The following is a 26908-nucleotide window of genomic DNA, read 5'->3' on the forward strand; positions in this document are numbered from 1 at the left end:
GCTTTGAAAAAATTTTCGCAATTATAGCGAAGCGGGAGTTAGAGGTGCCCTAAACGAAACGGTAACGGTGTTCGTCAAAATCAACGACCCTTCCCCTGCGCACACGGAGCCCCTCGGCTGCCAGCAGGGCGATCTTGCGTTTGACCCCGCCCTCGCCCGAATAGCTGCCGATCCGGCCGTCGCTGCGGACGACGCGGTGACAGGGAGTCTCCGGCGCATAGGGGTTCCTGCCCACGGCCGTTCCGACCGCACGGACCGCCTTCGTGCCCAGGTAGGCCGCCAGGTCCCCGTAGGTCGTCACCTTCCCTTCCGGGATACGCTTCAGTGCCTCCCAGACCGCGCGTTGAAAAGGAGTACCCTGCCGGGAAACGTCTCCCGTCTGCCGCATCGTCGCCGCATCGCCCCTGTCGGCCGTCCACTGGCCGATCCGGAACACGACGAACTCGGCCGGCTTTACCGGCGCGACACCGACCTGCAGCATCAGTAGCCCGTTATCAATATCATCCTGTGTCATCGTCGTCCGGTCGCACCGGACAAAAAAGGCTTCCTCGGTTTTTGCACCCGTCAATGCCCCTTTCCGCCACTCCATGTACAGAAAGTTGGTAACGGACGCTTCTATTTGTGACCATAGCGGTTTGTCGTTGGGTTCAAAGACAGCCCATTGGGTCCCTCTATCAATGGACGCCTCCAGGTAGAGCAGAAAGCGGCGGACATTGACGTATGTCCACACCGAACCCGGTGGGGCGACGGTCCGTGCGCCCCATACCAGGATACCCCGGCCGGGAAAACTGCGGATGCAGTTGATCCCCTCCGGGTTCAGCAGCGCCTGTTCGTTCTGAGAAACATCCCTTTCCAAAGCAACAGCGCCGCCGACGACCGCATTCGCCGGTGCCTTGAAGACGCCGCGTTCCCTGTCGCTTCTGGCATAGAGCCCCGCGACGGCGCCACTGGGCGGCACAAGCTGTGTTTCCGTAACAGTGTTCCCGTCACTATCAGTCGTTTCAACGCCCATCACCATCCACGGATAATAGAGTGCACCGATCCCCTTCTCCGACACGAGACGGCGCTTCTGCTCCCTCACCGCCGCAACGTCCGCACCCTCGTGACTGTCGAGGATGCAGAACCTGCCGCCCGCCGCTTCGCAGTGGGCGATCAATGCCGACTGCACTTCCGCGCCGGTTGCACCGGGAATACAGACTATGCCCACGTCATCGACGCGCTCCAAGGCCGCCAACCCGGAGCGAAAGTTATTAGCATCTACAATATTGACGACATAGCAGCGCTGCCCGCCGTTGGCAAAATAACTCTGAACGGCCGGCGCAAGATAGGGTGCGTCGTCACTGCTGCGTCCAAAAGTATCCGTAAATGCCCGCCACGATGTCATCAACACGGCTGTGCCGTATTCGTTTGGCAGTGCTGCAACCCCGACGAACCCCGCCGTCGCGGTGGCTACGCCTTCAATGGGACGCCCTGCCATCGATGTTTCTTCCACATAGACACCGGGAGCATTCAGTGTGGCCACGACCCGCACCTAGCCTGCCGTTGCCGATGCAACGATCAAGGTCATTTCACACTCGTCTGCAGCCACGACAGGTAGCTGTCGTTTCCGGCGACGATGGGGGCAGCGATGATCTCGGGGACGTCGTAGGGGTGCAGCGTCTCTACGCGTGCCTTGAGCCGCCCGAAGGCCTCGGCGGTCGTCTTGATAATGAGCAGCACCTCTTCGTCTTCGCAGTATTCACCCTTGAAGATGTAGTGCGACATCACGGCAGGAAGACGGTTGACGCAGGCACAAAGCTGCTCTTTCACCAGGGCTTCGGCAATGTCTTTGGCGCTGAGTGAATCGGGGCAGGTACAGTAAACGATTAGCGATTCGGTTTTCATGACTTCATTATAGCGCTTATCCATCCGGCGGGTTGCGCAGAAAAAGAACAGCTATCATAAAATATAATACATTATGCAACAGATTCTTCTTTTTCTTTACGCCCTCTTCGCCTACCTGTCGGCGATGGTCTCCGTCTCGCTGCTGATCCTATGGGTCTACCCCTGGTCGTTCATGCCGCTCACCATCGACAGCGGCAGCGGCGGCAGCGGCAGCTTTGCCCTGCTTATCAACCTGGCGCTCATCGCGCTTTTCGGCCTGCAGCACTCCGTGATGGCCCGTCCCGCCGTCAAGCAGGCACTTTTCGGCACCCTGCCCGTCGCGTTTCGCACCTCAACCTATACCGTCCTCTCGGCACTCTGCCTGCTGTTGATCATCCTGCTGTGGCAGCCGATGACAAGCACCGTATACGCCTTTGAAACCGGGCCGCTCTTCTGGACGGCAACGCTGCTCTATCTCCTGGGATGGAGCATGGCCTTTGTCGCGACCTTCCAGATCGACCACTTCGAGCTCTTCGGGCTGCACCAGGGGTACCGCGCCCTGCGGGGAATCCCGGAACCCGAAGTACGTTTTCAGAAAAAAGGGTTCTACAAGTATGTGCGCCATCCCATCCAGACCGGCACCGTCATCGGCCTCTGGGCCACGCCGGTGATGAGCACCGGACACCTGCTCTTTGCTTCGGGCATGACGCTCTATATTCTTATCGGCTTGATGTACGAAGAGAAGGATCTTGTCAAGACGCTGGGCAGCGCCTACCGCCGTTACCGCGAAGAGGTGCCTATGCTTTTACCCTTTGGAAAAAAACGCCCCTGATCAGAGCCATCCCATCCATTCGAACACGGGCGGCAGCAGCAGGGCCGTCAGGAATGCGGCGAGCGCCATGGCAAGGCCGGCGAATGCACCGCTGACCGGGTGGGCTTCAAAGGCACGCGCCGTCCCGACGCCGTGGGCCGTCACCCCCATCGCCACGCCGACTGCACTCTCATCGGTCACCCCCGCCGCTTTCAGGATACGCAGTCCGATCACCGCCCCCGTAATGCCCGTGAAGACAACGAAGGCCGCCGTCATGGCCGGGATGCCGCCGAGTACCTCGCTTATTCCCATGGCCACCGGGGTCGTCACCGATTTCGGCGCCAGGGAGAGCAGCGTTTCACGGTCAAGCCCCAGGGCATACCCGATGGCCACGGCGCTGAAGGCCCCGACGAGTACACCGACGGCAAGGGAGACCGTCACGGGGAACCAGATGGCGCGCAGACGGGCCATCTGCCGGAACAGCGGTACGGCAAGCGCCACCGTCGCGGGTCCCAGCAGAAAGTGCAGGAACTGCGCCCCGGCGAAGTAGGCGTCGTAGGAGGTCCGGCTCAGCTCCAGCAGAACGATCAAAGCGACGATGGAGACGGCCACGGGGTTCAGCAGTGCCATGCTGCCGCTTTTGAGAAAGAGTTTCTGTGCAGCCAGGTAGACGAGGATGGTCAGCGTCAGCCACCACAGCGGCGAAGCGGCAAGGTAGACCCAGAAGCTGTCAAACGCCATCTCGCCGCTCCGTTTTCTGGCGCCGCAGCAGCCACTGCATCGTCCACCCCGTCACCACCAGCGTGATCACGGCGCTGGCAAGCAGCGTCACCCCCAGCTTCAGCCAGGTGCCGCCCAGGGCGTCAAAGTAGACCATCACCCCTACCCCGGCGGGAACGAACAAAAGTGCAAGGTATTTGAGCAGTCCGTCAGCGGTCAGATCAAGATCGTGGGTGGAACGGCCCCGGTAGCGGAGCCAGAGGAAAAGCAGCAGCATCCCGAGCACGGGACCGGGAAGCGGCCAGCCGGAGAGCCGCACCAGCGCCTCGCCGCAGAGCTGGCAAAAGAGCAGAAGCGCCATGCCGTTGAGCACCGTATCGCCTTGATGCCTAAAGGGTGATCTGCGTGCCGATACCCTCTTCGGTAAAGAGTTCGAGCAAAATGGCGTGTTCGATCCGGCCGTCGATGATGTGGGCTTTCTGGACACCGCGTTCGATCGCCTCGATACAGGCGTCGACCTTCGGCACCATACCGCCGTGGATCGTTTTGTCGCCTTTAAGCTCCTCCACTTTCGCTTCGGTCAGCGATGAGAGCAGTTTGCCCTCGCCATCAAGGACACCCGGGGTGTCGGTCATAAAGACGACCTTTTTCGCCCCGATCGCCCCGGCGATCTTGGAGGCCGCCAGGTCGGCGTTGATGTTGTAGCCCGGATGGCCCGTCTCTTTGTCTGAAGCGATCGGGGCGATGACCGGGATGAACTTCTCGTCGATCAGGCGGTGGATAACGTCGGCGTTGACATGGTCGATCAACCCCGTCAGTCCCCATTTTCCCGCATCTTTGGGCTGGGCCGTGATGAATTGGGCATCCTTGCCGTTAACGCCGAAAGCGCGCGCCCCGTGGGAATTCAGCAGGGCCACGATCTCGTTGTTGACCTCGCCGCACAGTACCATCTCCACGATCCGCATGATCTCGGGGGTCGTGACACGCTGCCCGTCGATGAACTCGGTGGGGATCTCCAGCTTGGAGAGCATCTCGTTGATACGCGGCCCCCCGCCGTGGACGATGACCGGACGTATACCGACAAGATACATCAGCAGCACGTCTTTGGCGAATTTCGCCTTGAGCGTTTCAGAGGTCTGCGCCGCCCCCCCGTACTTGATGACGACGATCTGGTTTCCGAACTCCTTGATGAACGGCAGTGCCTCGAGGAGGGTCTTGACGGTATCAATCTTTGTTTTCATCGTATGTCCTGATGTAGTGTTCCACGTCTGCGGCCAGCGCATCGTCGAGCTCCAGGTGAAGCTCCATCAATGCCAGCGGCAGTTCAAAGTGGCGAATTTTAACGTAATCTTTATAAGTAACGAGCAAAGCCTCCGCCCCGCTCTGCCCGAGGATGGCGGCCAGTTCGTCACGCGTGAAGAAGTGGTGGTCGGGAAAGGTCGCTTTGGCGACAACGTCGGGCAGATAGGGGTCCAGCCGCTCGGGCCGGGCGATGGCGGTGACCAGCGCCATCTTCGGCACCGCGTCCCTGATGGTGACGCGGCGCGTGAAATCCTTCCCCTCCCGCACGAGGCGTACGTTTTTCCCCGCCCAGAGCCGTTCGCGGAAAGGACCGGCGGGGAGGCAGAAGCTGTTGGCGGGCGTGACGTCAATGACGATGTCGTACTTCGCGATAAAGTGCTTGCCGTAGCCGTCGTCGAGGAAGACGCAGCCGCATCCCATCTGTTTGGCTTTGGCAATGCCCGCTTCGCGCTCCTCGCTGACGATGACCACGGCGTTGGGAAGCTGCAGGGCGTAGAGCATCGCCTCGTCGCCGCTGCACGCGACATCGCAAAGAACGCTTTGGCCGTCGGAGACGACCTGCAGCCCGCTGCTTTGGCGCCCGTAGCCGCGCAGCACGACGGCGGGCTTCGCCTGGCGCTGCGCCAGCGCCACCGTCAAGGGGGTCTTTCCGCTCCCGCCGACAGTCAGGTTCCCGATGCTGACGACGGGGATCCCCTGGTGACGCGGTACGCTGTTTTGATAGCGGCGGTGCATGATAAAGCAGTAGAGCACGCCCAGAGGCCAGAGCGTGTAGGAGAGCAGACGCTGGAAAAGAGAGGGAGCGTAGAAGAAGCGCTCCCCCCAGGCGACGAGGCGGGGTTTCACACGCGGGTTTTCGCGAGTTCGATGACGGCGTCGCAGATGTAATCGACCTCTTTGTCCGTGATGGAGCCGTAGATCGGCAGGGAGAGCACCTGTTGGTAATTGCGCAGGGCGATCGGGAAATCGTTGATGCGCAGGTTGTATTTGTTCTTATAGTACGCCATCAGGTGCAGCGGAATGTAGTGCAGCCCCGTCTCGATCCCTTTGGCCAGAAGATCGCGGGCGAACCCGTCGCGGTTCTTGTCGATCTTGATGATGTAGTTGCTGAAGGCGTGATCCCCGTGGACCTCCGGCGGGGTGATGTGGTAGACCCCTTTGAGGCGTTCGCTGTAGCGCGCCGCCACCTCTTTCTGGCGGGCGATCACCTTGTCCTGGTGGGAGATGAAAGCATCGTTGAAGGCGGCCTCGATCGGGCTCATCGTATACTTGCTCCCGATATCGACGACGTCGTAGATGTAGCTCAGTCCCTCTTCGTCACGTACCATCGCGTGGTTGCGCAGCAGGGTCGCGCGCTCCATCATCTCGGCATCGTCGGTGACGAGCATTCCGCCGTTGCTGATCGTCTGCTTCATGTGGGGGCTGAAGCTGAAACAGGTGATGTCCGCCCCCGTCGAGCCGATCTTCTTTCCTTTGTAGGTCGCGCCGAGGGCGTCCGAAGCGTCTTCAACGATCTTCACGTTGTAGATCTTGGCGATGTTATAAAGCCGGTCGAGGTCCATCGGCTGCCCGCCGATATGCGAGACGATGACCGCCTTGAGCTTCTTGGCACTGTTGGCTTCGAGGTAGCGTTCGAGTTTGTCGATATCCATGTTCATCGTCCACTCGTTGACATCGATGAAGATCGGCTCGGCGTCAAAGTGGCGCACGACTTCCGGCACGGCCGGGAAGGCGTTGACGGAACAGAGCACCTTGTCTCCGCGCTTGAGGTCGATGGCCAGCATCGCCAGATGCAGCGCCGCCGTGCCGTGTGAGGTCGCCAAGGCATAACCGCAGCCGATATAGTTCTCAAAATTCGCTTCGAGATCCTCCACGGCGAATTCGGCATCGCCCTGCAGTACCTGCTCGACCTTGTTACGTTCTTTCGGTCCTATTTCCGGCCGGTAAAACGGTACTTTCATCCTCTTCTCCTATAAAGTGATATCACGCGGATAGTTAAAATCATGGTTGATCGTCCGCGACGTCAGTTTCGCGATGACGGGCATTTTACGCTTGAACTGGTTGCGGTAGATCCGTGTCAGGATCAGCTCCACCAGCGCGGCGTCACACCCCTCTTCGATCAGTTCCGCTTTGCTGGCGCGCTCCTCGACGTAGCGGCGCAGAACGGCGTCGATCTGCGCATAGCTGTACCCCAGCTCCGCTTCGTCGCTCTGCCCCGCCCAAAGATCCGCCGAAGGGGGTTTGCCGATGATGCTCTGCGGCACCTCCAGGTGCGCCGCCAGTTCAAAGACCTCCGTCTTGTAAAGGTCCCCGATGGGGTTCACCGCGCTGGCAAGGTCCCCGAAAAGGGTCCCGTACCCCAGCATCAGTTCGCTCTTGTTGCTCGTGCCCAGCACCAGGGCGCTCTCGCGCGCCGAGATGTCAAAGAGCGTCGCCATCCGCATCCGTGCCGAAAAGTTTCCGACCCTGAGATTGTCCATCGCCTCGTGCTCGTACGCTTTGAGCATCGGTGCGATGCTGTGGGTCTCCGCGCGGATGCCGAAGCGTTCACAGAGCTCGTCAGCGTCATCGAGGCTGCTTTGCGAGGAGTAGTGCGACGGCATTTTAACGCAGAGCAGCCGCTCCCCGAAGGCGCGGTGGGCCAGGACGGCGACCACGGCGGAATCGATCCCGCCGCTCAGCCCCACGACCACATGCTTCAACCCGGTTTTTTCGACTTCATCGATGAGGAACTTCGTCAAAAAATCGGTAATCAATGCGTATTTACCCATCTGATGTTCCTCTGAAATTGTATTTTTCCGCTTCCCCTTTCTCCATGGTATCAGAGTATTATTTTAGAGAAGCCTTAACAATCAAAATTATATCAAATTTTCCTTCGCAAACGATAATTTTTATAATTCAGCACATATTTTTCCACACATTTCCGTTCATTGTACAAGGGTCTGCTAAGATGCGGATACCGAACAAACCGAGGAGAACCCGAATGAAGACATTACTCTTTCTTATAGTGGCCGTTTGCGGCCTCTGGGCAGCCGGCCCCAATGCGCCGGTGCAGCACACCGCCCGTGTCGTTGAGACGATGGATGCCGGCGGCTACACCTATATGAAAGTCAGTGAAGGTAAAGAGGCATACTGGGTCGCGGTAACGGCGACGAAGGTGAAGGTGGGCGACAACGTCTCTTTCAGCGAACAGATGTGGATGCCCAACTTCAAAAGCCGTGCCCTCGACCGCACCTTTGACAAAATCCTTTTCGCCTCCATGGCACCCGGGTCGGCGGCAGCCGCCGAACGTGTCCAGCCCCAGAACGCACCGAAGGCGGTCCTGAAAAAAGCAAAAGGCGGCTACAGCATCGCAGAGGTCTTTGCCCAGCGCCAAAACCTCAAAGGCAAACAGATCAAAGTGCGCGGCAAGGTGACGAAGATCTCGCGGCAGATCATGAAGCGCAACTGGGTTCACCTCGAAGACGGGACCGGCGATACGATGACGGACGACCTCGTGTTCACGGCCGACAGTGTTGCGAATATTCAAGAGGGTGACATTGTGATTGCGACGGGAAAAGTAGAGACGGATAAGGATTTCGGGTACGGTTACTTCTACCCGGTCATTATTGAAGAGAGTACGTTTGCCAAAGAGCGCTGATCAGCGCTCTTTTACGCCTCCGGAGCGAATCAGCACCGAGGCGCCGAAAATGACCAGTGCCGCTACAGCGACGACGGTCTGGGTCTGCGCGAAGAAAGCGTAATCCATTTGTTCCCCTTTTGTTACCTTTATGTAACCCTATTGTAACAAATTAACTTTCTTTCGTCAACAGAGCTTTTCCATACTCATACGGTTGAGTTCACTGCAGCTGAACCCTGCCGCTTTGCGGGCATCGACATTGAGGTATTTCTGCCGCGGATAGCTGCCCGGACAGCACTGCTCGACGATGTCAAAATAGACCGACTTTTCCGCTCCCGCCGCTTCGCAGGCGAAATCGAACCAGCGGTCCCCCTTGCGGACATGCTCCACCTCCTCTTCCAGGATCACCTTCAGCGCAGCAACGATCCGGCCGATCATGGGGTCGTTCTTGATCGATGCCAGTTTCTCCAGGATCTGCGGCGTCGCATCGAGACCGTTCGCCTCGAAATAGCGCGGCACCACCGCCATGCGTTCGAGCAGGGTCTGCGTTTTCTGGCCCGCTTCAAAAAGCCCCGCATGTACCGGAAGGGTGCCGTAGCGGCTGCCGAGCGCTTCGAGCAGCGTATGGAGCATCTCGAAATGGCGGCACTCGTCATCGGCCACCTCGAGCCAGTCGTCATAAAAGCCTTTCGGCATTCCCGTGAAGCGGTAGGCGTGGTCCAGGGCCAGGTCGATCGCGCTGTATTCAATGTGGGTGATGGCGTGCAGCAGCAGGATCTTTCCCTCGTCGTTGACGGGGCTTTTGCGTTTGGGAACATCCTGCGGCGGGACGATCTCGCAGACGGAGGCGAAGGAGGGTTCATCGAACAGCAGCGGTGTAAATGCCGATTCAAAGACGGTTTCCCCCGCCCGGTACGCGGCATAGAAGGTACGGAACGCCGCCAGTTTTGCCGCCGGTTCCGCGGTCTGGATGATCGATTGTAGGGTGGTGTGAAATTGCATGTATAATTCTACCAAAGGAAAGCGTATGCAGATCAAGAAAAAGCCCATGGGGCCCTACCAGACCAACTGTTACATCGTCACGGAGAACGGCAGCGACATCATCATCGATCCCGGCGTCGGCGCCGTGGAGTGGGTCAAGGCCAACGTCACGAACCCCGTGGCCATCCTCAACACCCACGGCCATTTCGACCACGTCTGGAGCAACCAGGAGCTCAAAGAACAGTTCGACATCCCCCTGTATACCCCGAAAGGCGACGTCATGCTGCTGCAAAAAAGCGGCTGGATGCCCGACCTTCCGCCCTCCTACCCCGACGTCGAGGTCGAGGGGGACCAGACCTTCGAGATCGGCGGTATCGAAGTGACCTTCCGCCATTTCCCCGGCCACTGCCCCGGCTGCTCCATGATCGAGATCGGCGACGCCGTCTTCAGCGGGGATTTCATCTTCCAAAACTCCATCGGACGGGTCGACTTCCCCTACTCTTCGCCCGCCGACATGAAAAAGAGCCTGCAGAAGTTTTTGCAGATCGACTATGACAAGAAGGTCTATCCCGGCCACGGCGGCCCGACAACGATCAAGGCCGAGCAGCGCAACGTCCCCTACTGGCTCAAAGCGATCTGAGCCTTTTTGACGCGGCAGGTTCTCCCCTACCTGTCAATCATCCGTAACTACCCGACTGATTCTTCCCTTTTTAGACCCTCCGCCTACACAGACAATATGCACTCCCCTGTCCGCGCAGAGCTCACGGCTGCTTGCCGCAACGGCTCAAGCCGCCATTCATCAAATTCAACTCATTTTCTTTGCTGCCGGGATCGTCCGTGATCAAGAGGCAAACCATGCCGTTTCCTGTGAAATTCTCTGCTGATTGAGCGCTCCAAACTGACAATTCAGGCCCTGAAAGGCCCCTAAAACAGGAGCAAAGAGAGGATAAAGCCTGCTTCGCTACCATGCGGCGGCTCATTGCCTCATTCACATACTTTAATCACTATCCAAAGGATCCAAAACATGAAAAAAACCATCCTAATGCTGCTGGCCACCGTGCCGATGTTCGGCGACGCTTTCAACGAAGGTCAGTTTGCATACGACAAGGGTAATTTCCGCAAAGCCGCCATCCAGTGGGAAAAAGCCTGCAATCTCGGCGAAGCAACCGCCTGCTACAACCTCGGGATCATGTCCTACAACGGCCAGGGCATTGGACAGGATTATGCCAATGCCGCCGGTTACTACAAGAAAGCCTGCGACGCGGGGAGTGCCCTGGGGTGCACCAACCTCGGCCGCATGTACGAACACGGCCGCGGTATAGCCAAAAATGAATCCAGGGCTGTCACGCTTTTCCAACAGGCATGTGACGCCGGCGAAACTGCAGGATGCTTTAACCTCGGCAATATGCTCAGCGACGGGCGCGGTACGGCGCAGGACCATGCCCAGGCCGCCACATACTTCGAGGCATCCTGTAACGCCGGGAATGCCCATGGCTGTACGAATGCCGGTAACCTGTACAGTTCCGGCAAGGGCGTGAAGCGCGATGCGGCCGCGGCGGTCAGGTACTTCAAAAAAGCCTGCGACAACGGCAGCGCCAGCGGGTGCTACAACCTCGGAAACATGTTTGCGCTCGGTGAAGGCACCAAGCGCAATGATGCGGCAGCGGCGCTGCTGTACGGCAAGGCGTGCGACGGCGGCTCTACGCTCGGCTGCAAATACTACAACAAATTGAAGCAGGCGGGGCTCTGATTTTTCATTTTTTCATACGGCAGTTTGCGGTAGCATAGTGATAACGAAAAGGAGATCGTAATGAAAAAAACAGTGATGCTCATGACGATCACGTCCGGGCGGCGCAACGTCACCCACCGGCTCCATGCGAACTGACCCCATCCACCCCGCCGAACTGGGCGGGACCCTCTTCGTCCCGGCGACACATGCCGGCCTCGCCGCCGTGCTGGGCGGCAAGAAATACCCGCGGTTGCGCAGCTGCGTCATCGACCTCGAAGACGGCATCGACGCGGATGCGCGCGACACGGCCCTTCTGCGTCTACAAACCCTGCTGCCGCAACTTGCCGATACATCACTGCTCCGATTCATCCGACCGGCCTCTCCGGAGATGCTCGCCGCGCTGCTTCGTATGGAGGGAATCGAACGTATCGACGGGTTCGTCCTGCCGAAATTCGGCAGCGATAACGCCGATGCATGGCTGGCGCTTCTGGACGACAACACATTCGCCTTCATGCCCTCCATCGAAGGTGACGACCTCTTTTCCCAGGTAAAGCTCCATACCCTTGCCGACCGGCTTCTACCTTACCGGGCGCGGATCCCGACGCTGCGTTTCGGGCTCGAGGATATGCTGCGGCAACTGGGGATGGTCCGTGACTGCGAGACGCCGCTTTACGAGCTTATCGCCCCGTCGCAGGTCATCGCCACGCTCATTACCGTCTTCAAGCCCCGCGGTTTCAGCCTCTGCGGCGGCGTCTACAAATGTTTCAAAGATCAAGAAGGATTTGCCCGGGAGCTGGAAGCGGATTTGAGGCAGGGCCTGTTCGGCAAGACCATCATCCATCCTTCCCAGATCGATGCCATGGAGGCAGCCTACCGGGTCGATGCGGCGGAACTGGCACAGGCAGAAACCATCGTTTCAGCATCATGCAATGTTTCAAGCTTTCGTGGTATGATGGTGGAGAAACCGACGCAGCTGCCCTGGGCGCGGATGATTCTGCGGCGCGCAGCGCTCTACGGAGTAAAGGCATGACCAAATTTGTCCATAACGCCCCGACGCAGGATGAAGTCTATTCGTTCAATATGCAGGTCGCCCACAGCGAGAACTACACGACCTACCGTATTCCCCTCGGCGGAACGTCCGAAGGACAGAAAGAGCGCCTCTCACGCCGTTACGGCATTCCGTTGCGCATCCTTGAAGACGAACGGGAGCTCGTCATCAAGATCATGAATGAGATGGGGTAAAAGGGCTATTCGACATACCCCAGGGAGCGCAGGCGTTCCGCGATTCCTTCAGCGAGCATACGGTAACCCTCTGCATTGGGATGCACATAGTCTGCTCTGAGCGCCCTGTCTCCCAGGACATCGGGCAGCAGTGACGGCATATAGGGTATGCCCTCCTCCCCGGCGATCTCCTTATACAGCGGCAGCGACTTCATACCGAAAACCCCGAACGTCGGAACCCCGATCAAGATAACGTCGATCCTCTTTGCTTTTGCCATCTGGACGATGCGCTTGAGGTTTGCTTTCAGGCGGATCTTCGAACGCTGCTGCAGAATGTCATTCCCGCCCAGACAGAGCAGCATCAGCCGGATGCTCTCATCTTCGAGCAGGTGGGGGAGGCGGGCGAGCCCCTCTTCCGAGGTCTCGCCGTTGACCCCGGCATTGATTACCATGAAACCGGTCAGTGACTGCAGCACCGCGGGGTAACTTTCATGCGCTTGCGCACCGTATCCGTAGGTGATGCTGTCGCCCAGGGCCAAAATGGCGTCCCCGTCTTGCAGGTGCGGCACGTGCGGAGCGGATTTCATGAAGGTAATGACGGCCAGTAGCAGCAGAAGAAGAAAGGCGAAAGCTTTGAGCATCAGCCCTACTCGATCCAGCCCCCGCCGATCAGCTTGTCGCCGTCATAGAAGACGGCCGCCTGTCCGGCGGCGACGCCGAGTACAGGTTCCTGCAGCTTGATCTGAGCCTTTTCCCCTTCGATCTTGACGTGGCACGGCACGGCTTTGGTGCGGTAGCGCAGCTTCACCGTCGTATCGAATTCGCTGCGCTCGTCGAAGAGGTTGATGTTGCCGATGGTGACGTCCCATATCTCCAGGTCCTCTTTCTTGCCGACGACGATCTGGTTCGTCTCGGGCCTGATCTCGAGGACGAAGTGCGGTTCATGCGCGCCGTGGACGGTGAACCCTTTGCGTTTGCCGATGGTGTAGTGCATATACCCTTTGTGCTCCCCGACGACGTTGCCCTCACTGTCGAGCACCTCGCCGGGCTGGTCGATGTTCACGTAATCCTTGAGGACATCCGCGTAGGTCGTCTCGACGAAACAGATCTCGCTCGACTCCGCCTGCGACGCGAAGGACTCCAGCCCCTGCACGGAGGCGGCATAGGCCTTGATATCCGTCTTTTTGCGCTCGCCCAGCGGGAAGATGAGGCGCGGCACGATCTTTTTGTCGACATAGAAGAGAAAATAGCTCTGGTCTTTGGTATCGTCCTCCGCCTGGTAGAGGAACTGGCCGTCGGTCTTGATGTAGTGCCCCGTTGCCAGGTAGTCCGCGCCGACCTCGTCGGCGAATTCCGCCAGGGCGCCGAACTTCATCGTCCGGTTGCACAGGGCGCAGGGGTTGGGAGTACGGCCTGCCTTGTAGGTTTCGACAAAGGGGGTGAAGACGTTCTGGTTGAACTCTTTCTGCAGATCGAGGACATGCAGCTTCACTCCGGCGAAATCCGCGGCTTTCTGGGCGCGGGCCTGGTGGATCTCATGGTATCCCGGTTTCGAGTGCAGCTTCATGTACACCCCTTCGACCTCGTAGCCCTGTTCTTTGAGCAGCATCGTCGTCACCGTCGAGTCGACCCCGCCGCTCATCCCGATAAGCACTTTTTTCTTTTCCATTACCCTTCCAGCATTTTTTCGCAATTGTAACAACATCGTGATAATTAAACCTAATATTTTCTTCCCAAACGCTACGTTTCAGGCAACGGATTCCCCATGGAAGTATTGGCAAAACAGATCTTGAAGACGTGCTGCCCCGCTTCGTACGCGTAGCGCAGCGCATAGCCGTGGCGCGTCACGATCTCGTTGACGATGTAAAGCCCCAGCCCCATCCCCTCCAAAGAGTGTTGGGAGAAGTCGCGCTGGTACGCCTTGAGATAGTGGGTGTACTCCTCCTTGAACGGCTCCCCGGCATTGGCAATACGAAGGCAGTTATCCGAGAAGGCGATGGTGACCGGCCGTTGCGAGGCATACTTCACCGCGTTGTCGATCAGGTTTTTAAGCGCATAGGCGAAGAGATCGAAGTCCACCATGATCTTCTCATTGCCGACGGCGACCTCCAACTCCGAACGCGGTACGTCCAGCAGGTCGATCGCCTGGTCCAGAACGTCGATACAGGCATAGGAGCGGATGTCGAGCTGCAGGTGGCGGGCCGTCAGCGACTCCACCCGCGCCAGGTCGTTCAGGTGCCCCTGCATCTGTTCGAAGAGCGCTTCGAGGATCGCTTTGTCCTTCGGGTTGATCTCCAGCAGGTGCGCCAGCAGCTTCCCCTTGCTGATCGGGGTTTTGAGCTCATGCATGACGTTGCGCAGGAAAAGCGAGCGGCTCCGCTGCAGCGCCTCGATCTTCTGGACACTGTCATGGAAGGCGTTGGCCACCTGCGCCACCTCGTCGCTCCCCACGACCTTCGTATCGATCCCCTTCTCCCCGTCGGCGAAGCGGAGGATCTGCCGGTGCAGGTTCTGCAGCGGTTCGATAGAGCCCGACATATAGCGGTAGAGCAATATCACCGTCACCAGGACGAGCCCGGCGGCGACAAGGATATAGAGCATGTAGGGTGTCATCTCCTTGTCGCTGCGGTAGTAATACATGTCGTGCATCTTGTAGGCGTAGTAGCAGTGCATCTCATAGACGAAGATCTCGATGTTCCCCGACTGGAAGGTACGCCGCAGCAGCGGGTCCTCGATAAAGGGTTTTCCCTCTTCGCGGATGCGTTTCATGACCTCCCCGCCGACAGGCGTGAGCTGATGCTCTTTGAGGTAACGCTCAAACACTTCAGGCGTCGGCTTGGTCATGAAGAGCAGGTCGTAGAGCATGACGGCACGCTGGATCTCGTTACGTTTGTCGAGCTGGATGGAGAGGTAGAGCGCCATCAGGGTCGCCGCGATCAGCAGCAAGGCGGTGATAGCGCCGACCAGGCGGGCGGCGAAGATGATCGAACGGGGGTTAATGTTCGTCAAACCGGTACCCTATGCCGCGTACGGTCTGAATGAAGGTGTCAAAATGCTCCGGGTCAAGTTTTTTACGGATGCGCCCGACAAGGATGTTGATGCTCTCGACCCCGCTGTCAAAACGGTGCGACTCGATGCTGTTGGCGATATCGGCGCGGGAGATGGTGCGGTTGGGGTGTTTCAGCATCAGCTTCAGGATCTCGTACTCCGCCAGGGTCAGTTTCAGGGGCACGCCGTCGAAATAGATCAGCGTCCCCTCCTCATCAATGCGGAAACGGCTCGGCGTCTCCTCCGCCTCCGCCTCGCTCCGTCCCCGCCGCCGCAGTACGGTCTTGATCCGCGCCATCAGCTCGCGGGGGTCGTAGGGTTTGGGCAGGTAGTCGTCGGCCCCGTTCTCCAGCCCCGTCAACTTGTCATCAAGATCTGTACGCGCGCTGGAGATAATAATGGGCACATCGGAGTGTTCGCGGATCTTGCGGCAGAGCATCAGCCCGTCCATCTCCGGCAGGGAGAGGTCGAGCACTACGAGGTCAAACGGTTCCGCTTCCAATGCTTTCATCGCCCGGGAGGGGCGCGTCACGTGTTCGACCGTCATCCCCTCCTGGCGCAGAAAACGCCCCAGCAGTTCCGCCATCTGGACATCGTCTTCGATCAGTAGCAAGCGGGTCGCGTCCACGGGCCATCCTTTCAGTGACATCCAGCATACCCCCTCATCAAAAACGCTTCATTAACGTTCCGCCGGATCGTGGTCCTCCCCGAAACCGCGCTCCTCGAAGAACTGCTGCAGTTTCTTGTAATACGGCGTATCGGCCAGGCCGCTCGCGCGGAGCGACCCCAGCTGCACATCGAGCGACTCGCGGATCTCGCGGACGACCAGATCCACGTCGTCGGTCAGCGTCAGCTTCGCCAGGTCCTCCTCGTCGATCATCCCCTCCGCCAGGAGCGAACTCCGCATAAACGCCAGCAACGGGGCATAAAAGGCCTCCCCCATCAAAAAGACGCACACCCCGTCGACCTTCTTGGTCTGAATCAGCGTCAATGCCTCGAAAAGCTCGTCGAGGGTGCCGAACCCGCCGGGCATGATGACGTAGGCCGTGGAGTATTTGACGAGCATCACCTTCCGGGAGAAGAAGTAGTCGAAGTTCTCCTCCTTGGTCGTATAGGGGTTGGGACGCTGCTCCATCGGGAGATCGATGTTGAGGCCCACCGATTCGACCCCGGCTTCGCGGTAGTTGTAAGCCCCGCGGTTGGCGGCTTCCATAATACCCGGGCCGCCGCCGCTGATCACGTTGAAGCCCGAGGCGGCCAGTTTGCCGGAGAGCTCCACGGTCTTGGCATACCAGGGGTGCGTTTCGTCGACGCGGGCACTGCCGAAAATCGTCACGGCCGGGCCGAGGTCGCCCAGTTCGTCAAACCCTTTGACAAAGTCGGCCAGGATCTTGAATACCGACCAGACGTCGGAGGACTTGATATCCTTGACATAGCGCTGCTCTATCTTCTGCTCTTTGGCCATGGCTACTTCTCCTCGGATATGAGCGTGCGGATCGGCGAATCGCTCTTGTAGGGCACCTTGCCCGACGGCACCACCCGCGACGCGCCGTCGAGGTGGACCTCCTGGTCGTCAAAGAAGATGTGGGCCCCGTACGCTTCAAGGATCTCCTCTTTGCCCAGACCGCCCAGGAAAAAGGCCTCGTCAACATGTACACCCCAGCGCCGCAGGGTCTGGATGACCCGTTCATGGGCGGGTGAGTTGCGCGCCGTGACGATGGCGATGCGCACCGGTGACGGCTCCGGGGCGAAGTGGCGCTGCAGGTACGAGAGGGTGATCAGCAGCTTTGCAAAAGGTCCCGCTTCCAAAGGCTCGTCCGCATGGGCTTTCTCATGGGCCCAGAACGCCTCGATGCCGTCGCGCTTGTAGATCAGTTCGCTCGCTTCGGAGAAGAGGACCGCGTCGGCATCAAAGGCGATACGGATCTGGTCGTCACGGTGCCCGGCCTTTTGCGGCGGCGCATAGAGTGCGGCGGCGGCCACCCCGCCGTCCACCGCCTGCTGGACATCCTCTTCGGACTTGGAGAGGAAGAGGTCGACCTTGAAGGAGTTCAGGTAGGGCGAGAGCGAAGTGCCGCCGCTGAAGGCCGCCCGCGTGATCGGCAGTCCGTAGTGGCTGATGGAGTTGAAGACCCGCAGTCCCGTATCGGGGGAGTTGCGCGACATGACGATCACCTCGACGACCTGCTTGCCCGCCTTGACGTTGAGGCGCAGCAGGGCCTCCACCAGGGGGAACGCCGTCCCCTTTTCGAGCGGGACCTTCTCATGTTCGAACTGGTAGGCGCGGTACGCCTCCAGCCCCTCCTCTTCGAAAACGCGGTTGGAAGCCTCGAGGTCGAAGAGCGCCCGCGAGGAGATACCGATTACCAGGACCGAAGAGAGATCAAATGCCATTGCCTGCAACCTCCGCGTAATATTTACGCACGTATTTAACGGTTATCATAGCGAAAAGCGCTATAATCCGCATTAGAAATTTTCTGTCCCAAGGATCTTTTTATGGCACAAGGTATTCTCGATCTGGTCAAACCCGGCGTCCTCTTCGGAGATGACGTCCAGAAGGTATTCGCCGCGGCGAAAGCGGGCGAATTCGCCCTTCCGGCGGTCAACGTCGTCAACACGGAGTCCATTAACGGCGTCCTGGAAGCGGCGGCGAAGGTCAACTCCCCCGTCATCATCCAGTTCTCCAACGGCGGCGGCCAGTTCTATGCGGGCAAAGCCCTCTCCAACGACGGCGAAAAAGCCGCCATCGCCGGGACGATCAGCGGGGCGCAGCACGTGCACATGATGGCCGAGCTTTACGGTGTACCGGTCATCCTGCACACCGACCACGCCGCGCGCAAGCTCCTGCCGTGGATCGACGCCCTGCTCGACGCGGGCGAAGCGCACTTCGACCGCACGGGCAAGCCGCTGTTCAGCTCCCACATGCTCGACCTCTCCGAAGAGAGCCTTGAAGAGAACATCGCCACCTGTGCCGAATACCTGGCGCGCATGGACAAGATCGGGATGACCATCGAGATCGAACTGGGCGTGACCGGCGGTGAAGAGGACGGTGTCGACAACACCAACATCGACAACGCCCTGCTCTATACCCAGCCCGAAGACGTCGCCTACGCCTATGAGACCCTCAGCAAGATCAGCCCGCGCTTTACCGTCGCGGCCTCCTTCGGGAACGTCCACGGCGTCTACAAACCGGGCAACGTCGTGCTGACGCCGAAGATCCTCGACAACTCCCAGAAATACATCGCCGAGAAGTTCGGTACGGCCGACAAACCGGTCAACTTCGTCTTCCACGGCGGTTCCGGTTCCGCCCCCGAAGAGATCACCGAGGCGCTCGGCTACGGTGTCATCAAGATGAACATCGATACCGATACGCAGTGGGCGACCTGGGACGGCGTCAGAGGCTATGTCGAAAAGTACCACGACTACCTGCAGGGACAGATCGGCAACCCCGAGGGCGAAGACAAGCCGAACAAGAAGTACTACGACCCGCGCAAATGGCTCCGCGCCGGCCAGGAGAGCCTCGTCGCACGTGTCGAGCAGGCTTTTGCCGACCTCAACGCCATGAACCGCAACTAACGGCGCCGCGCATAGCGCGCGAGCATCGTCTCGTTGCCGCTGACCCCGCCCGAGTGCACGTACAGCACTTCCCCCTCAAGATCCTCCCACACTTCCGTCAACGCCAGCCACATCACCGGGGCATAGACCAGGTCGAATTCCACGCCCGCTGATCGCAGTTTTTCATACGTCTGCAGCAGGTCGTCATGCAGGCTGCCGAATCGGTAGGGCGTGGAGAGCATCATCAGGTTCGGCGGCAGCGGCATCAGCGCTTCGATCTGCCGCTGCAGGTAGACCGGGTCCCCGACGGCCGCGACCGTCACTACAAGGCATTCGGGCAAAGCTTTGGCCAGGTAGGCCGCCGTCGTCCCCGTGCCCGAAGGTGTCACGACATTGAGGCGTTCGATGCCCCGCGCCGCTTTCCATGCCCGGATCTCGTCGGCCAGGAGAGACACACCCGCTTCCGCCGCCGGGTCGGCCCCGCCCTGGGGGATCAGCCGTACACGTTCCGCCGCGCCGCAGCGCGCTTTCAGCGCCGCCACGGCCGCATCGTACTCGCTCGGGTGCACTTCCCGCGGCTGCATCCCCAGTGCCAGGGCCTGCCGGTAGTTCCCCTGCGGATCGTCTTTGAGGTGCTGCGGCACCGTTTTCGCGGTGTACACGAATCCCCACCCTTTCAGGCCGCAGAGTGCCGCGATGGAGAGCATGGCGTTGGACTGGATGCCGCCGTAGGAGACAAGGGTATCGATAGCGTCTGCGGGGGTCTGCAATAGTGCGTAGAGTTTACGGTATTTGTTGCCGCTGAAAAGGGGGTGGATCAGGTCGTCGCGTTTGAGGGTAAACTCCCGCCCTTCAAACCGGAAGGGCTCGAACGGTGCGGGAGAGAGGTGCAAATTATTTGCTGTAGGTGATTTTAGCTGCGTCTTTGAGCGCTTTGGTTTTCGCTTCCATCTCTTTTTGGAACTGCTCCTGCTTCAGGCGCTGCTCGATGAACGGTTTCGCTTCGTCGAGGGTCGCTTTCTTGCCGGCCTGCTTCTCTTCGAGATAGATGATGTGGTAACCGAACTGGGTTTTGACCGGTGCCGGCGTGATCGTTCCGACCTTCATGCTGAAGACGGCGTCGTTGAACTCCGGTACCATCTGACCCTGCTGGAAGAAGCCGAGGTCACCGCCCTTCGGACCGCTCGGGCCTGTCGATTTGGCCTTGGCCTCTTCGATGAACTTCGCTTTGAGCTTATCGCCTTTGAGGCTTTTCATCCCGCCGATGATCTTCTTCGCTTCATCTTCCGTTTTCACGAGGATGTGGCGGGCATGGACTTTCTCTTTCTGCTCGAACTCGTCGCCGTGGCCGTCATAGTAGGCTTTGATCTCTTTGTCACTCACCTTGATGCCCTCGAGGAGGTTCTCCTGCCAGACTTTCGCCGCAAGCTGCTTCTCAATGCGCGCGACGATATCGTCATACTCTTTTTTGTATTTTGCGGATGTGAGGACACCCTCTTTCTTCGCGGCTTCGTAAACGAGTTCCTGCATCACGAGGCCCTCGACGACGCGCTTTTGAAGTTCGTCCTGTTTCTCTTTAGGCAGTGTGGTAAAACGTCCCTGCGTTCCTTCCATCAGGACCGCGTTCACTTCCTCTGATGTGATCGTTTTACCGTTGACCGTTGCCAACACTGCCGCAGAGGCGCTTACGCTGATCAGCGCCGCCGCCATCAATGATTTGACGATAAGCTTCATTCATTCACCTTTGTTTAAAGTGAAAGTATTGTATTTATGAATATTAAACAGATACCCAACGGCCGGGGCGGCCGTCTCAGGAGAGTGCAGGTTTGCTCAGATAGCGTTCGAGGATCCCCTCGAGTTTTTCGCGGCCCAGGGGTTTGGCGAGGTAATCATCCAGCCCCTCGGCGAGGATGCGTTCGCGGTCCCCTTCCATGACGAGGGCCGTCAGGGCGACAATGGGTGCGGGGTGTTCGCGGAAAAGCGGAAGCTTACGGATCTCCTGCGTCGCGGCGATCCCGTCCTTGACCGGCATATCGATGTCCATGAAGATCACGTCAAAAGGGAACTTGCGGCACAGCTCCACTGCATCGGAACCGTTCGAAGCGGTCGTGACGGAGAGGTTGTACTCCTCCAGCAGCAGCTTGGTCAGACGCTGGTTGATGATGTTGTCCTCAACGACCAGCGCTTTGACCTTGCGCTCTGAACCCTGCGGCTTCTCGACCGCCTTGACCGGCAGTTGGAGCACCTGGGTAAGGTGTTTCGAGATCCGGGAGGGGAGCAGCGGTTTTTTCAGGGTGTAATCGACCACCTGGCGCACCCGCTCCGGCAACTCCTCATCCTCGTCGATAAGCATGACGAAACGGCACGGGTGCGACTCGAAGGCCCCCAGCTGCATCAGCCAGCCGGAGTTCTCCTTGGGGGCGACGATATAGAGGATGTCCGTATCGCCGCAGTCGACGTGCTCGGTGTAGTGCACCTTTGTCACCGACAGACCGAAGGCCTGCAGGTAGCGGCTGAGCAGGTTACCGTCGAAGAGACGGTCGTCGTCAAAGAGCAGTACCTTCGCGCTGTGGTCGCGGATCGGGTCGAAGCTGGTGACCGTCGTCCCCGTCACGTCGAGGTTGAAGGAGAAGTGCGAACCGCGTCCCGGTTCGGACGTGACGTCCAGCCAGCTGCCCATCATCTGCAGCAGCCCCTCGGTGAGGGTCAGTCCGACACCCAGGCGGTTGTCCGAGTGCCCGCCGGTCTCGAAAGGTTTGGTGATCGAAGCCAGCCGCTCCGGCTGGATACCGACGCCCGTATCCTTGACGCTGACGTGGAGGGTATAGAGGTCGTTCTCATGCTTTTTGACGACGCGGATATCGACATGGACCCGTCCGCCCGACTCGGTGAATTTGACCGCATTGTCGACCAGCAGGGAGATCACCTGGCGGAATTTGCGCGGATCGGCCTCAATGTAGGTCGGCAGTGCCGGGTCGATAAAGACGTAAAGCCCGATGCCGCGCTGACGCGCCTCGTATTCGTAGTGCTTGAGAAGCGATTCGAGTTCGCCCATCGGTTTGAACTCGGTCACCTCCAGGCTCAGGCGCCCCGTCTGCATCTGTGCGAGGTCCAGCAGGGACTCGATGTTGTTCATCATGTACTGCGACGAGCGCTCGATCATCTCAATGTAGTCGCGCTGGGTCGCCGAAGGGTGGGAGGATTTGAGCAGCTCGACAAAGCCCATGATGCCGTTCATCGGCGTGCGGAACTCGTGGGAGATGTTGTGCAGGAACTGCTGCTTCGCCGTCTCTGCGCGCTCGCGCTCCTCGCGTGCCCGCTCCTGCTCGGTGACGTCCGTCATCTCCAGGAACGAGAGGCCGTTGAGACCGCTTTTGAAGACGCGGCTGCGCAGGGCGAAGACCTTGCTCTGACCGTTGGGAAGCTTCATGTGGACCTGCGGCGGCTTCTCCCCTTCGCGCTCGAGCTGCCGGAGCCACTGCTCGTCGGTCTCGGCAAAGATCTCGTAGTTCGGATCATTGAAGAAGTCCGAGATACGCTCATACTGCGCGCGGAACTCCTCCATATTCTTGAAACCGAAGGTGTTGTAAAAGGCGAGGTTGGCCCCCACCCATCCCTTTGCCGGGCTGAAAAACATTACCGTGGCGCTCTGCGCATCAAGATAACTGAACAACAGCGACTTGCTGATGTAGTCGTCGGGGAGGTCTCCCGCATCTGTGTGCTTCCCGAAAAGCCAGCTGATCAATCCCATCGGGCGCTCCTTTCACAATCTTTCACAATGTTAAGTTTCATAGTGTAGCCACCCCAAGCTTTTACATTTATTACACTTATATCAAAATTTCGAACCCGTAATCCGATGCGCTTTGCTACAATGGCACCCATGAAAAAAGTGAAAAAAGCCACCAAAGTAGAGATCGAAGCCATCAAAGCGGCCCTGATGGAACGCTACAGTGAGGCCGTCACGGAGCTGGACTACCGTAACGCCTATGAACTCGTCATTGCCGTCGCCCTCTCGGCCCAGTGCACGGACAAGCGGGTCAACCTGATCACCCCCGCACTTTTCGAGAAGTACCCGGACCCTGCGACCCTGGCCGCGGCCGACGTCGACGAGGTCAAGGCGATCATCCGCAGCTGCTCCTTTTTTAACAACAAGGCCGTCAACATCGTCAAGATGGCCCAGCGGGTCATGGAGGTCTACGGGGGCGAGATCCCGATGAATGAAAAGGACCTTGTCACCCTTGCGGGCGTCGGGCAGAAGACGGCCCACGTCGTCATGATCGAATACACCGGCGCCAACCTGATGGCCGTCGACACCCATGTCTTCCGCGTCGCCCACCGCCTGGGGCTCAGCGACGATGAAACGGCGCTTAAAACCGAAGAGACCCTGGTCAAAAAGTTCAAAACGGACCTGCATGCCCTGCACCAGGGGATGGTCCTCTTCGGCCGCTACATCTGTACGGCGAAGAACCCCAAATGCGACACGGAGTGTTTTTTGAAGGCGTACTGCAAGAGTACGGAGGGGTTCAAGGCGCGTTAAGCACGCGCGGCGATCACCTGTTCAACGACCGCGAAGACCCGCGCGACGCTCTCGAGGTCGACGCGTTCGCGGGTCGAGTGCGGGTGGGTGATCGTCGGCCCGATGGAGGCCATCTGCATCTGCGGAAAGTGTTTCTTGATAATGCCGCACTCCAGCCCGGCGTGGATCGCGCCGATCGTCACGGTGCCGCCGGTGGCCGACTCGTACGCCGCCCTGACCTCGTCGACGAACCCCTCCTGCTCCGGCTCCCAGGGGGCATAGAACCCTTCGCTCTCCACCGCCGCTCCGAAGGCTTCGAAGTAGGCCGTCGTCTCCGCTTCGATACGGCGCAGGTCCGCTTCGATCATTGAACGGGCACTGAGTTTGATGGTGAGCGCACTTTCGCTCGTCGCGATCTCGGCAAGGTTGATGCTTGTGCGCACGATGCCCAGCCCCGCATCGAAATCCCGGACCCCGTGCGCAAAAGCATGCAGCAGCGGCAGCAGCGGGTTTTCGATAACCTCGCACGGCTGTTTTCCGAGGGGGCGCAGCAGTGCATTGTCGACCTCGGTTGCAAACCCGACCGTCGCGGCAGCCCGCTTGGGCACGGCGTTGCGGCGCTCACCCCCTTCCATGGAGACGACCGAAGCCCCCAGATCGTAAAGCTTCGCCGCGAGTTCCTTGATGGCGTTGGGAAGGTGCTTGTCGATGTCGACGCCCGAGTGCCCGCCGGGATACCCTTCGGCGACCGCTTCGTAGCAGTAAAGCTCCCGCGTCGTGCGCGTCAGCGGCAGCGTGACGTTCAGGTCAACCCCGCCCGCGCAGCCGACGGTGATCTCCCCGTACTCCTCGCTGTCGAGGTTGAGCAGTACGGGGGTCTTCAGCGGAACGGCGAGATCCCGCGCGCCGACCAGCCCGGTCTCTTCGTCGGAGGTGAAAAGGCAGTCCACCGGCCTCCCCGCTTCCATCAGGGCCAGCATCATCGCCATCCCCATCCCGTTATCCGCGCCAAGGGTCGACTCCCTGGCGTGCAGCCACCCCGCCTCTTCATAGAGCTCCAGCGCCGGTGCCCGGCCGATGCAGACCATGTCGTAATGCGCCTGCAGCGTCACGGTCGCGTCCGGATGGGTGCAGAGCAGGTTCCCCACGGGGTCGGTATGCACACCATAGCCGTACGCTTGCGCTTTTTCACCCAGGTAGGCGAGCATCTGCGCCGTGTCGCCGGAACAGTGCGGGATGGAACAGAGCGTTTTGAAATGGTCGATGACGGTCATATGGGCCCTCCTATTTTTTCAGCGCGATAAAGGTCGCAAAATTGCCCCAGCGGAAGATCGTCTCGCAGTGCGCGAAGCCGCAGCGCGTCACCATCTCCCTGTTTTCCGCCTCGGTATAGGGGATAAGGACGTTCTCCAGCGCTTCGCGCTTCTGCATGATCTCGTACTCGCTGTACCCCTGTGCCTTTTTGAAGTCGTAATAGCCGTCGATGAGCAGCTTGTTGAGGCGCTTGTCCTCGCTGACGACCTTTTCGCTGAAAATGAACACCCCGCCGGGGTTGAGCGTATCATAAACGCGCTGCACCAGCGTCTCACGCACCAGCGGGCGGATAAACTGCAGGGTGTAGTTCGTGATGAAGACGTCGGCCGCCTCGTAATCGAAGGTCATGATGTCGGCCTCTTCGAGCCTGATCTTCGAGCCGAAGACGGCGAGCTTGCGCCGGGCCTGCTCCAGCATGGAAGCCGCGTTGTCGATGCCGACGAGTTCGGCTTCCACTTTCAGGTCCCGTTCGATGCTCAGCAGCGTCGAGGCGGTGGAGCAGCCCAGGTCGTAGAGCCGCCCGCCCTCACGCAGGTAGGCCAGTGCGAAACGCTTCGTCAGCGCCATCGCCTCCTCGTAAAAAGGGACGGAGCGCTTGAGCATGTCGTCAAAGACCGCGGCGATCTGCTCGTCGAACTCAAACTGCTTCTCGATCGGTTTGTTGAATACCTTGTCTTCCATCATCCCCCCCTCGCTTCGGCGCACGCCACACAGAGCGTCGCTTCGGGCATCAGCGCCAGTCTCCCCGGCGCGATCGGTTCGTCGCACGCTTCGCAGACCCCGAAATCCTCGGCGTCGATGTGCGACAGCGCGTACGCCAGACGGTTCCTGCGTTTCACAGCCGCCTCGTAGGCTTTAGCGGCGACCTCCTGCTCCCCCATCAGCTCCGCGCGCGTCAGCTCCCCCAGACAGCAGTCCGGGGCGATCGGCTCGAGCTGGGGTTCAAGCAGCGCGATCTCGTCGGCCGTCTTCGCCAGGGCCGCTTCAAGCGTCTGCCGCAGCGCCGCCTTCGCTTCCGGTGTCATTCATCGGCATCCAGGTGGATCACCTCGGCGACATCCAGGCCGAACCCGCCCAAACCGACGAAGGAAGGGGCATGGGCGTCGGTAATGAGACGCATATGCTTCACGCCCAGGGACTTGAGGATCTGCGCGCCGATGCCGTACTCTTTCATATTCCCGCCGGTCGCGTCGGGGTTGTTGATAAAGACCAGCACTCCGCTGTTTAGCTTGAGGTACTCGATGCTCTCGATCAGGCGGTTGTACTTGCACTGGTTGATCAGCAGGTCGAGGTCCGGGATGACGTTGTGGACTTTGACGTTGGCCGTTTCGTTGACGTTGTAAAAGACGACGGCCGTATGGCGGTTCCCCTCGTGGTCTTCGAAATCGTGCCGCTTGGCCTTGACGCCGAAGAACTCGATGTCCGCCTCTGCGGTGCTCTGGACCAGGGTCTCGTTGGCCATGCGGTACTCGACGATGTCGGAGATGTAGACGACCTGAAGCGCATGCTTCTCGGCGAAGATATCAAGATCGTCGCGGCGCGCCATGGTGCCGTCCTCTTTCATCACTTCGCAGATGACGGCCGACTCGCTCAGCCCCGCGAGGCGGCAAAGGTCGACAGAGCCTTCCGTATGCCCGGTACGCACGAGGGTGCCCCCCTCTTTGGCGATGAGCGGGAAGATATGTCCCGGGCGCGCCAGCTGCTCCGGGCGGCTGAGGGGATCGGCGAGGATGCGGATGGTAAGATCGCGCTCCCCGGCGGAGATCCCCGTCGTGGCTTCCGTGGCGTCGACGGAGACGGTAAAGGCCGTTTCGTGCGCCGAGGTGTTGGAGGTGACCATCGGTGCCAGTTCCAGCCGCTTGGCCGTGGCTTCGGAAAGGGCCACGCAGATGAGCCCCTTGGCGTGTGTCGCCATAAAGTTGACGTGCTCCGGCGTCGAGAAGACCGATGCGTAAACGAGGTCCCCCTCGTTCTCCCTGTCCTCGTCATCCATCATGATGACCATTTCGCCGCGTTTGATCGCTTCTATCGCTTTTTTTACCCGTTCGATCGGTGTCATTTCGCTCCCTGGATATTGCTTTGGTATTCATACATGTTTTGTGAATTCCGTATATAATAGTTGCAATTATAGCCAATAAAAAATTTTCGTAAATTTCTCCCGAAAACCCTTGACATTGCGGCATATATTGCCTATAATTTCGGCCTCAACTGACACAGAGCAGTTGGAAA

General features: G+C 59.3%; 31 protein-coding genes. 8 read left to right on the plus strand and 23 right to left on the minus strand.

Annotation, left to right across the window (positions count from 1 at the left end):
* Positions 1–49: 49 nt before the first annotated feature.
* Both ACXWTF_RS07445 and cutA read right to left on the minus strand, forming a co-directional pair.
* Positions 50–1492, minus strand: coding sequence for a methylated-DNA--[protein]-cysteine S-methyltransferase (locus ACXWTF_RS07445; protein WP_461714369.1), 1443 nt, complete (start codon positions 1490–1492; stop codon positions 50–52).
* A gap of 71 nt (positions 1493–1563) precedes the next feature.
* Positions 1564–1884, minus strand: coding sequence for a divalent-cation tolerance protein CutA (gene cutA, locus ACXWTF_RS07450; protein WP_461714370.1), 321 nt, complete (start codon positions 1882–1884; stop codon positions 1564–1566).
* 73 nt (positions 1885–1957) lie between these two features.
* Here cutA and ACXWTF_RS07455 point away from each other — a divergent pair, with 73 nt between their 5' ends.
* Entirely contained in the window at positions 1958–2695 is a 738-nt protein-coding gene (locus ACXWTF_RS07455) for a methyltransferase family protein (RefSeq protein WP_461714371.1), read from the plus strand.
* Here the strand turns inward: ACXWTF_RS07455 and ACXWTF_RS07460 are convergent, their stop codons facing one another.
* From ACXWTF_RS07460 to ACXWTF_RS07485, 6 genes are read right to left on the minus strand one after another with little or no spacing between them, the layout of a single operon-like run.
* A complete protein-coding gene (locus tag ACXWTF_RS07460) occupies positions 2696–3415 on the minus strand; it encodes an LrgB family protein (RefSeq protein ID WP_461714372.1) in 720 nt (239 codons plus the stop codon).
* On the minus strand, positions 3405–3767 hold the full coding sequence (locus ACXWTF_RS07465; protein WP_461714373.1) for a CidA/LrgA family protein: 363 nt from the start codon (positions 3765–3767) through the stop codon (positions 3405–3407). The genes ACXWTF_RS07460 and ACXWTF_RS07465 overlap by 11 nt, the downstream gene beginning before the upstream one ends.
* Before the next feature lie 16 nt (positions 3768–3783).
* Positions 3784–4635: an acetylglutamate kinase gene (argB, locus tag ACXWTF_RS07470; RefSeq protein WP_461714374.1), complete on the minus strand. Its 852-nt coding sequence runs from the start codon at positions 4633–4635 to the stop codon at positions 3784–3786.
* Entirely contained in the window at positions 4619–5542 is a 924-nt protein-coding gene (locus ACXWTF_RS07475; protein ID WP_461714375.1) for a tetraacyldisaccharide 4'-kinase, read from the minus strand. Before ACXWTF_RS07475 ends, argB begins: the two co-directional genes overlap by 17 nt.
* Positions 5539–6657 carry a DegT/DnrJ/EryC1/StrS family aminotransferase gene (locus ACXWTF_RS07480; protein ID WP_461714376.1) on the minus strand — a complete coding sequence of 373 codons (1119 nt, stop codon included), beginning with the start codon at positions 6655–6657 and terminating at the stop codon, positions 5539–5541. The genes ACXWTF_RS07475 and ACXWTF_RS07480 overlap by 4 nt, the downstream gene beginning before the upstream one ends.
* A 9-nt stretch (positions 6658–6666) precedes the next feature.
* Positions 6667–7467 (minus strand): NAD+ synthase, encoded by an 801-nt coding sequence (locus tag ACXWTF_RS07485; protein ID WP_461714377.1) that lies wholly within the window; start codon positions 7465–7467, stop codon positions 6667–6669.
* A 212-nt stretch (positions 7468–7679) separates the two neighbouring features.
* Here ACXWTF_RS07485 and ACXWTF_RS07490 point away from each other — a divergent pair, with 212 nt between their 5' ends.
* The gene (locus tag ACXWTF_RS07490) at positions 7680–8336 is read left to right on the plus strand and encodes an OB-fold nucleic acid binding domain-containing protein (RefSeq protein WP_461714378.1); all 657 of its coding nucleotides are present in this window, start codon (positions 7680–7682) and stop codon (positions 8334–8336) included.
* A 165-nt stretch (positions 8337–8501) separates the two neighbouring features.
* Here the strand turns inward: ACXWTF_RS07490 and ACXWTF_RS07495 are convergent, their stop codons facing one another.
* Complete coding sequence (locus ACXWTF_RS07495; RefSeq protein ID WP_461714379.1) at positions 8502–9317, minus strand: ferritin-like domain-containing protein; 816 nt, start codon at positions 9315–9317, stop codon at positions 8502–8504.
* A gap of 25 nt (positions 9318–9342) precedes the next feature.
* Between ACXWTF_RS07495 and ACXWTF_RS07500 the strand changes: the two genes are divergently transcribed.
* Positions 9343–9936 (plus strand): MBL fold metallo-hydrolase, encoded by a 594-nt coding sequence (locus ACXWTF_RS07500; protein ID WP_461714380.1) that lies wholly within the window; start codon positions 9343–9345, stop codon positions 9934–9936.
* Positions 9937–10057: 121 nt separating this feature from the next.
* On the opposite strand, the gene ACXWTF_RS07505 is transcribed toward ACXWTF_RS07500, so the two are convergent.
* A complete protein-coding gene (locus tag ACXWTF_RS07505) occupies positions 10058–10264 on the minus strand; it encodes a hypothetical protein (protein WP_461714381.1) in 207 nt (68 codons plus the stop codon).
* Between the two features lie 56 nt (positions 10265–10320).
* Between ACXWTF_RS07505 and ACXWTF_RS07510 the strand changes: the two genes are divergently transcribed.
* The 3 genes from ACXWTF_RS07510 to ACXWTF_RS07520 all read left to right on the plus strand — a co-directional run bounded on the left by ACXWTF_RS07510 (position 10321) and on the right by ACXWTF_RS07520 (position 12267).
* Complete coding sequence (locus ACXWTF_RS07510; protein ID WP_461714382.1) at positions 10321–11046, plus strand: tetratricopeptide repeat protein; 726 nt, start codon at positions 10321–10323, stop codon at positions 11044–11046.
* Between the two features lie 124 nt (positions 11047–11170).
* Positions 11171–12055: an HpcH/HpaI aldolase/citrate lyase family protein gene (locus ACXWTF_RS07515; RefSeq protein WP_461714383.1), complete on the plus strand. Its 885-nt coding sequence runs from the start codon at positions 11171–11173 to the stop codon at positions 12053–12055.
* Positions 12052–12267, plus strand: a complete 216-nt coding sequence (locus tag ACXWTF_RS07520) for a hypothetical protein (RefSeq protein ID WP_461714384.1) — start codon at positions 12052–12054, stop codon at positions 12265–12267. Before ACXWTF_RS07515 ends, ACXWTF_RS07520 begins: the two co-directional genes overlap by 4 nt.
* Before the next feature lie 5 nt (positions 12268–12272).
* On the opposite strand, the gene ACXWTF_RS07525 is transcribed toward ACXWTF_RS07520, so the two are convergent.
* From ACXWTF_RS07525 to ACXWTF_RS07550, 6 genes are all read right to left on the minus strand, one after another.
* Positions 12273–12887, minus strand: a complete 615-nt coding sequence (locus ACXWTF_RS07525; RefSeq protein ID WP_461714385.1) for a GDSL-type esterase/lipase family protein — start codon at positions 12885–12887, stop codon at positions 12273–12275.
* A 5-nt stretch (positions 12888–12892) separates the two neighbouring features.
* Positions 12893–13915: a tRNA 2-thiouridine(34) synthase MnmA gene (gene mnmA / locus ACXWTF_RS07530; protein WP_461714386.1), complete on the minus strand. Its 1023-nt coding sequence runs from the start codon at positions 13913–13915 to the stop codon at positions 12893–12895.
* A 71-nt stretch (positions 13916–13986) separates the two neighbouring features.
* Positions 13987–15255, minus strand: coding sequence for an ArsS family sensor histidine kinase (locus ACXWTF_RS07535; RefSeq protein WP_461714387.1), 1269 nt, complete (start codon positions 15253–15255; stop codon positions 13987–13989).
* The gene (locus ACXWTF_RS07540; RefSeq protein WP_461714388.1) at positions 15242–15922 is read right to left on the minus strand and encodes a response regulator transcription factor; all 681 of its coding nucleotides are present in this window, start codon (positions 15920–15922) and stop codon (positions 15242–15244) included. Before ACXWTF_RS07540 ends, ACXWTF_RS07535 begins: the two co-directional genes overlap by 14 nt.
* A 51-nt stretch (positions 15923–15973) precedes the next feature.
* On the minus strand, positions 15974–16759 hold the full coding sequence (locus tag ACXWTF_RS07545) for an LOG family protein (protein WP_461714389.1): 786 nt from the start codon (positions 16757–16759) through the stop codon (positions 15974–15976).
* A gap of 2 nt (positions 16760–16761) precedes the next feature.
* Entirely contained in the window at positions 16762–17688 is a 927-nt protein-coding gene (locus ACXWTF_RS07550) for a 5'-nucleotidase (RefSeq protein ID WP_461714390.1), read from the minus strand.
* A gap of 102 nt (positions 17689–17790) precedes the next feature.
* Here ACXWTF_RS07550 and fbaA point away from each other — a divergent pair, with 102 nt between their 5' ends.
* Entirely contained in the window at positions 17791–18870 is a 1080-nt protein-coding gene (gene fbaA, locus ACXWTF_RS07555) for a class II fructose-bisphosphate aldolase (RefSeq protein ID WP_461714391.1), read from the plus strand.
* On the opposite strand, the gene ACXWTF_RS07560 is transcribed toward fbaA, so the two are convergent.
* The 3 genes from ACXWTF_RS07560 to ACXWTF_RS07570 all read right to left on the minus strand — a co-directional run bounded on the left by ACXWTF_RS07560 (position 18867) and on the right by ACXWTF_RS07570 (position 22600).
* Positions 18867–19742: a 1-aminocyclopropane-1-carboxylate deaminase gene (locus tag ACXWTF_RS07560; RefSeq protein ID WP_461714392.1), complete on the minus strand. Its 876-nt coding sequence runs from the start codon at positions 19740–19742 to the stop codon at positions 18867–18869. The two genes, fbaA and ACXWTF_RS07560, sit on opposite strands and share 4 nt — an antisense overlap.
* 1 nt (position 19743) lies before the next feature.
* A complete protein-coding gene (locus tag ACXWTF_RS07565) occupies positions 19744–20583 on the minus strand; it encodes a peptidylprolyl isomerase (RefSeq protein ID WP_461714393.1) in 840 nt (279 codons plus the stop codon).
* 76 nt (positions 20584–20659) lie between these two features.
* Positions 20660–22600, minus strand: coding sequence for a response regulator (locus ACXWTF_RS07570; RefSeq protein WP_461714394.1), 1941 nt, complete (start codon positions 22598–22600; stop codon positions 20660–20662).
* Between the two features lie 129 nt (positions 22601–22729).
* Here ACXWTF_RS07570 and nth point away from each other — a divergent pair, with 129 nt between their 5' ends.
* A complete protein-coding gene (gene nth / locus ACXWTF_RS07575) occupies positions 22730–23386 on the plus strand; it encodes an endonuclease III (RefSeq protein WP_461714395.1) in 657 nt (218 codons plus the stop codon).
* Here nth and ACXWTF_RS07580 read toward each other — a convergent pair.
* The 4 genes from ACXWTF_RS07580 to ACXWTF_RS07595 are packed head-to-tail and all read right to left on the minus strand — an operon-like array spanning position 23383 to position 26738.
* Entirely contained in the window at positions 23383–24639 is a 1257-nt protein-coding gene (locus tag ACXWTF_RS07580; protein WP_461714396.1) for a M20/M25/M40 family metallo-hydrolase, read from the minus strand. The genes nth and ACXWTF_RS07580 overlap by 4 nt on opposite strands.
* 10 nt (positions 24640–24649) lie before the next feature.
* The gene (gene cmoA, locus ACXWTF_RS07585; protein ID WP_461714397.1) at positions 24650–25360 is read right to left on the minus strand and encodes a carboxy-S-adenosyl-L-methionine synthase CmoA; all 711 of its coding nucleotides are present in this window, start codon (positions 25358–25360) and stop codon (positions 24650–24652) included.
* Positions 25360–25704, minus strand: coding sequence for a TraR/DksA family transcriptional regulator (locus ACXWTF_RS07590; protein ID WP_461714398.1), 345 nt, complete (start codon positions 25702–25704; stop codon positions 25360–25362). Before ACXWTF_RS07590 ends, cmoA begins: the two co-directional genes overlap by 1 nt.
* Entirely contained in the window at positions 25701–26738 is a 1038-nt protein-coding gene (locus ACXWTF_RS07595; protein WP_461714399.1) for a bifunctional 3,4-dihydroxy-2-butanone 4-phosphate synthase/GTP cyclohydrolase II, read from the minus strand. Before ACXWTF_RS07595 ends, ACXWTF_RS07590 begins: the two co-directional genes overlap by 4 nt.
* Positions 26739–26908 lie beyond the last annotated feature (170 nt).

The sequence above is a fragment of the Thiomicrolovo sp. ZZH C-3 genome, assembly GCF_054862725.1.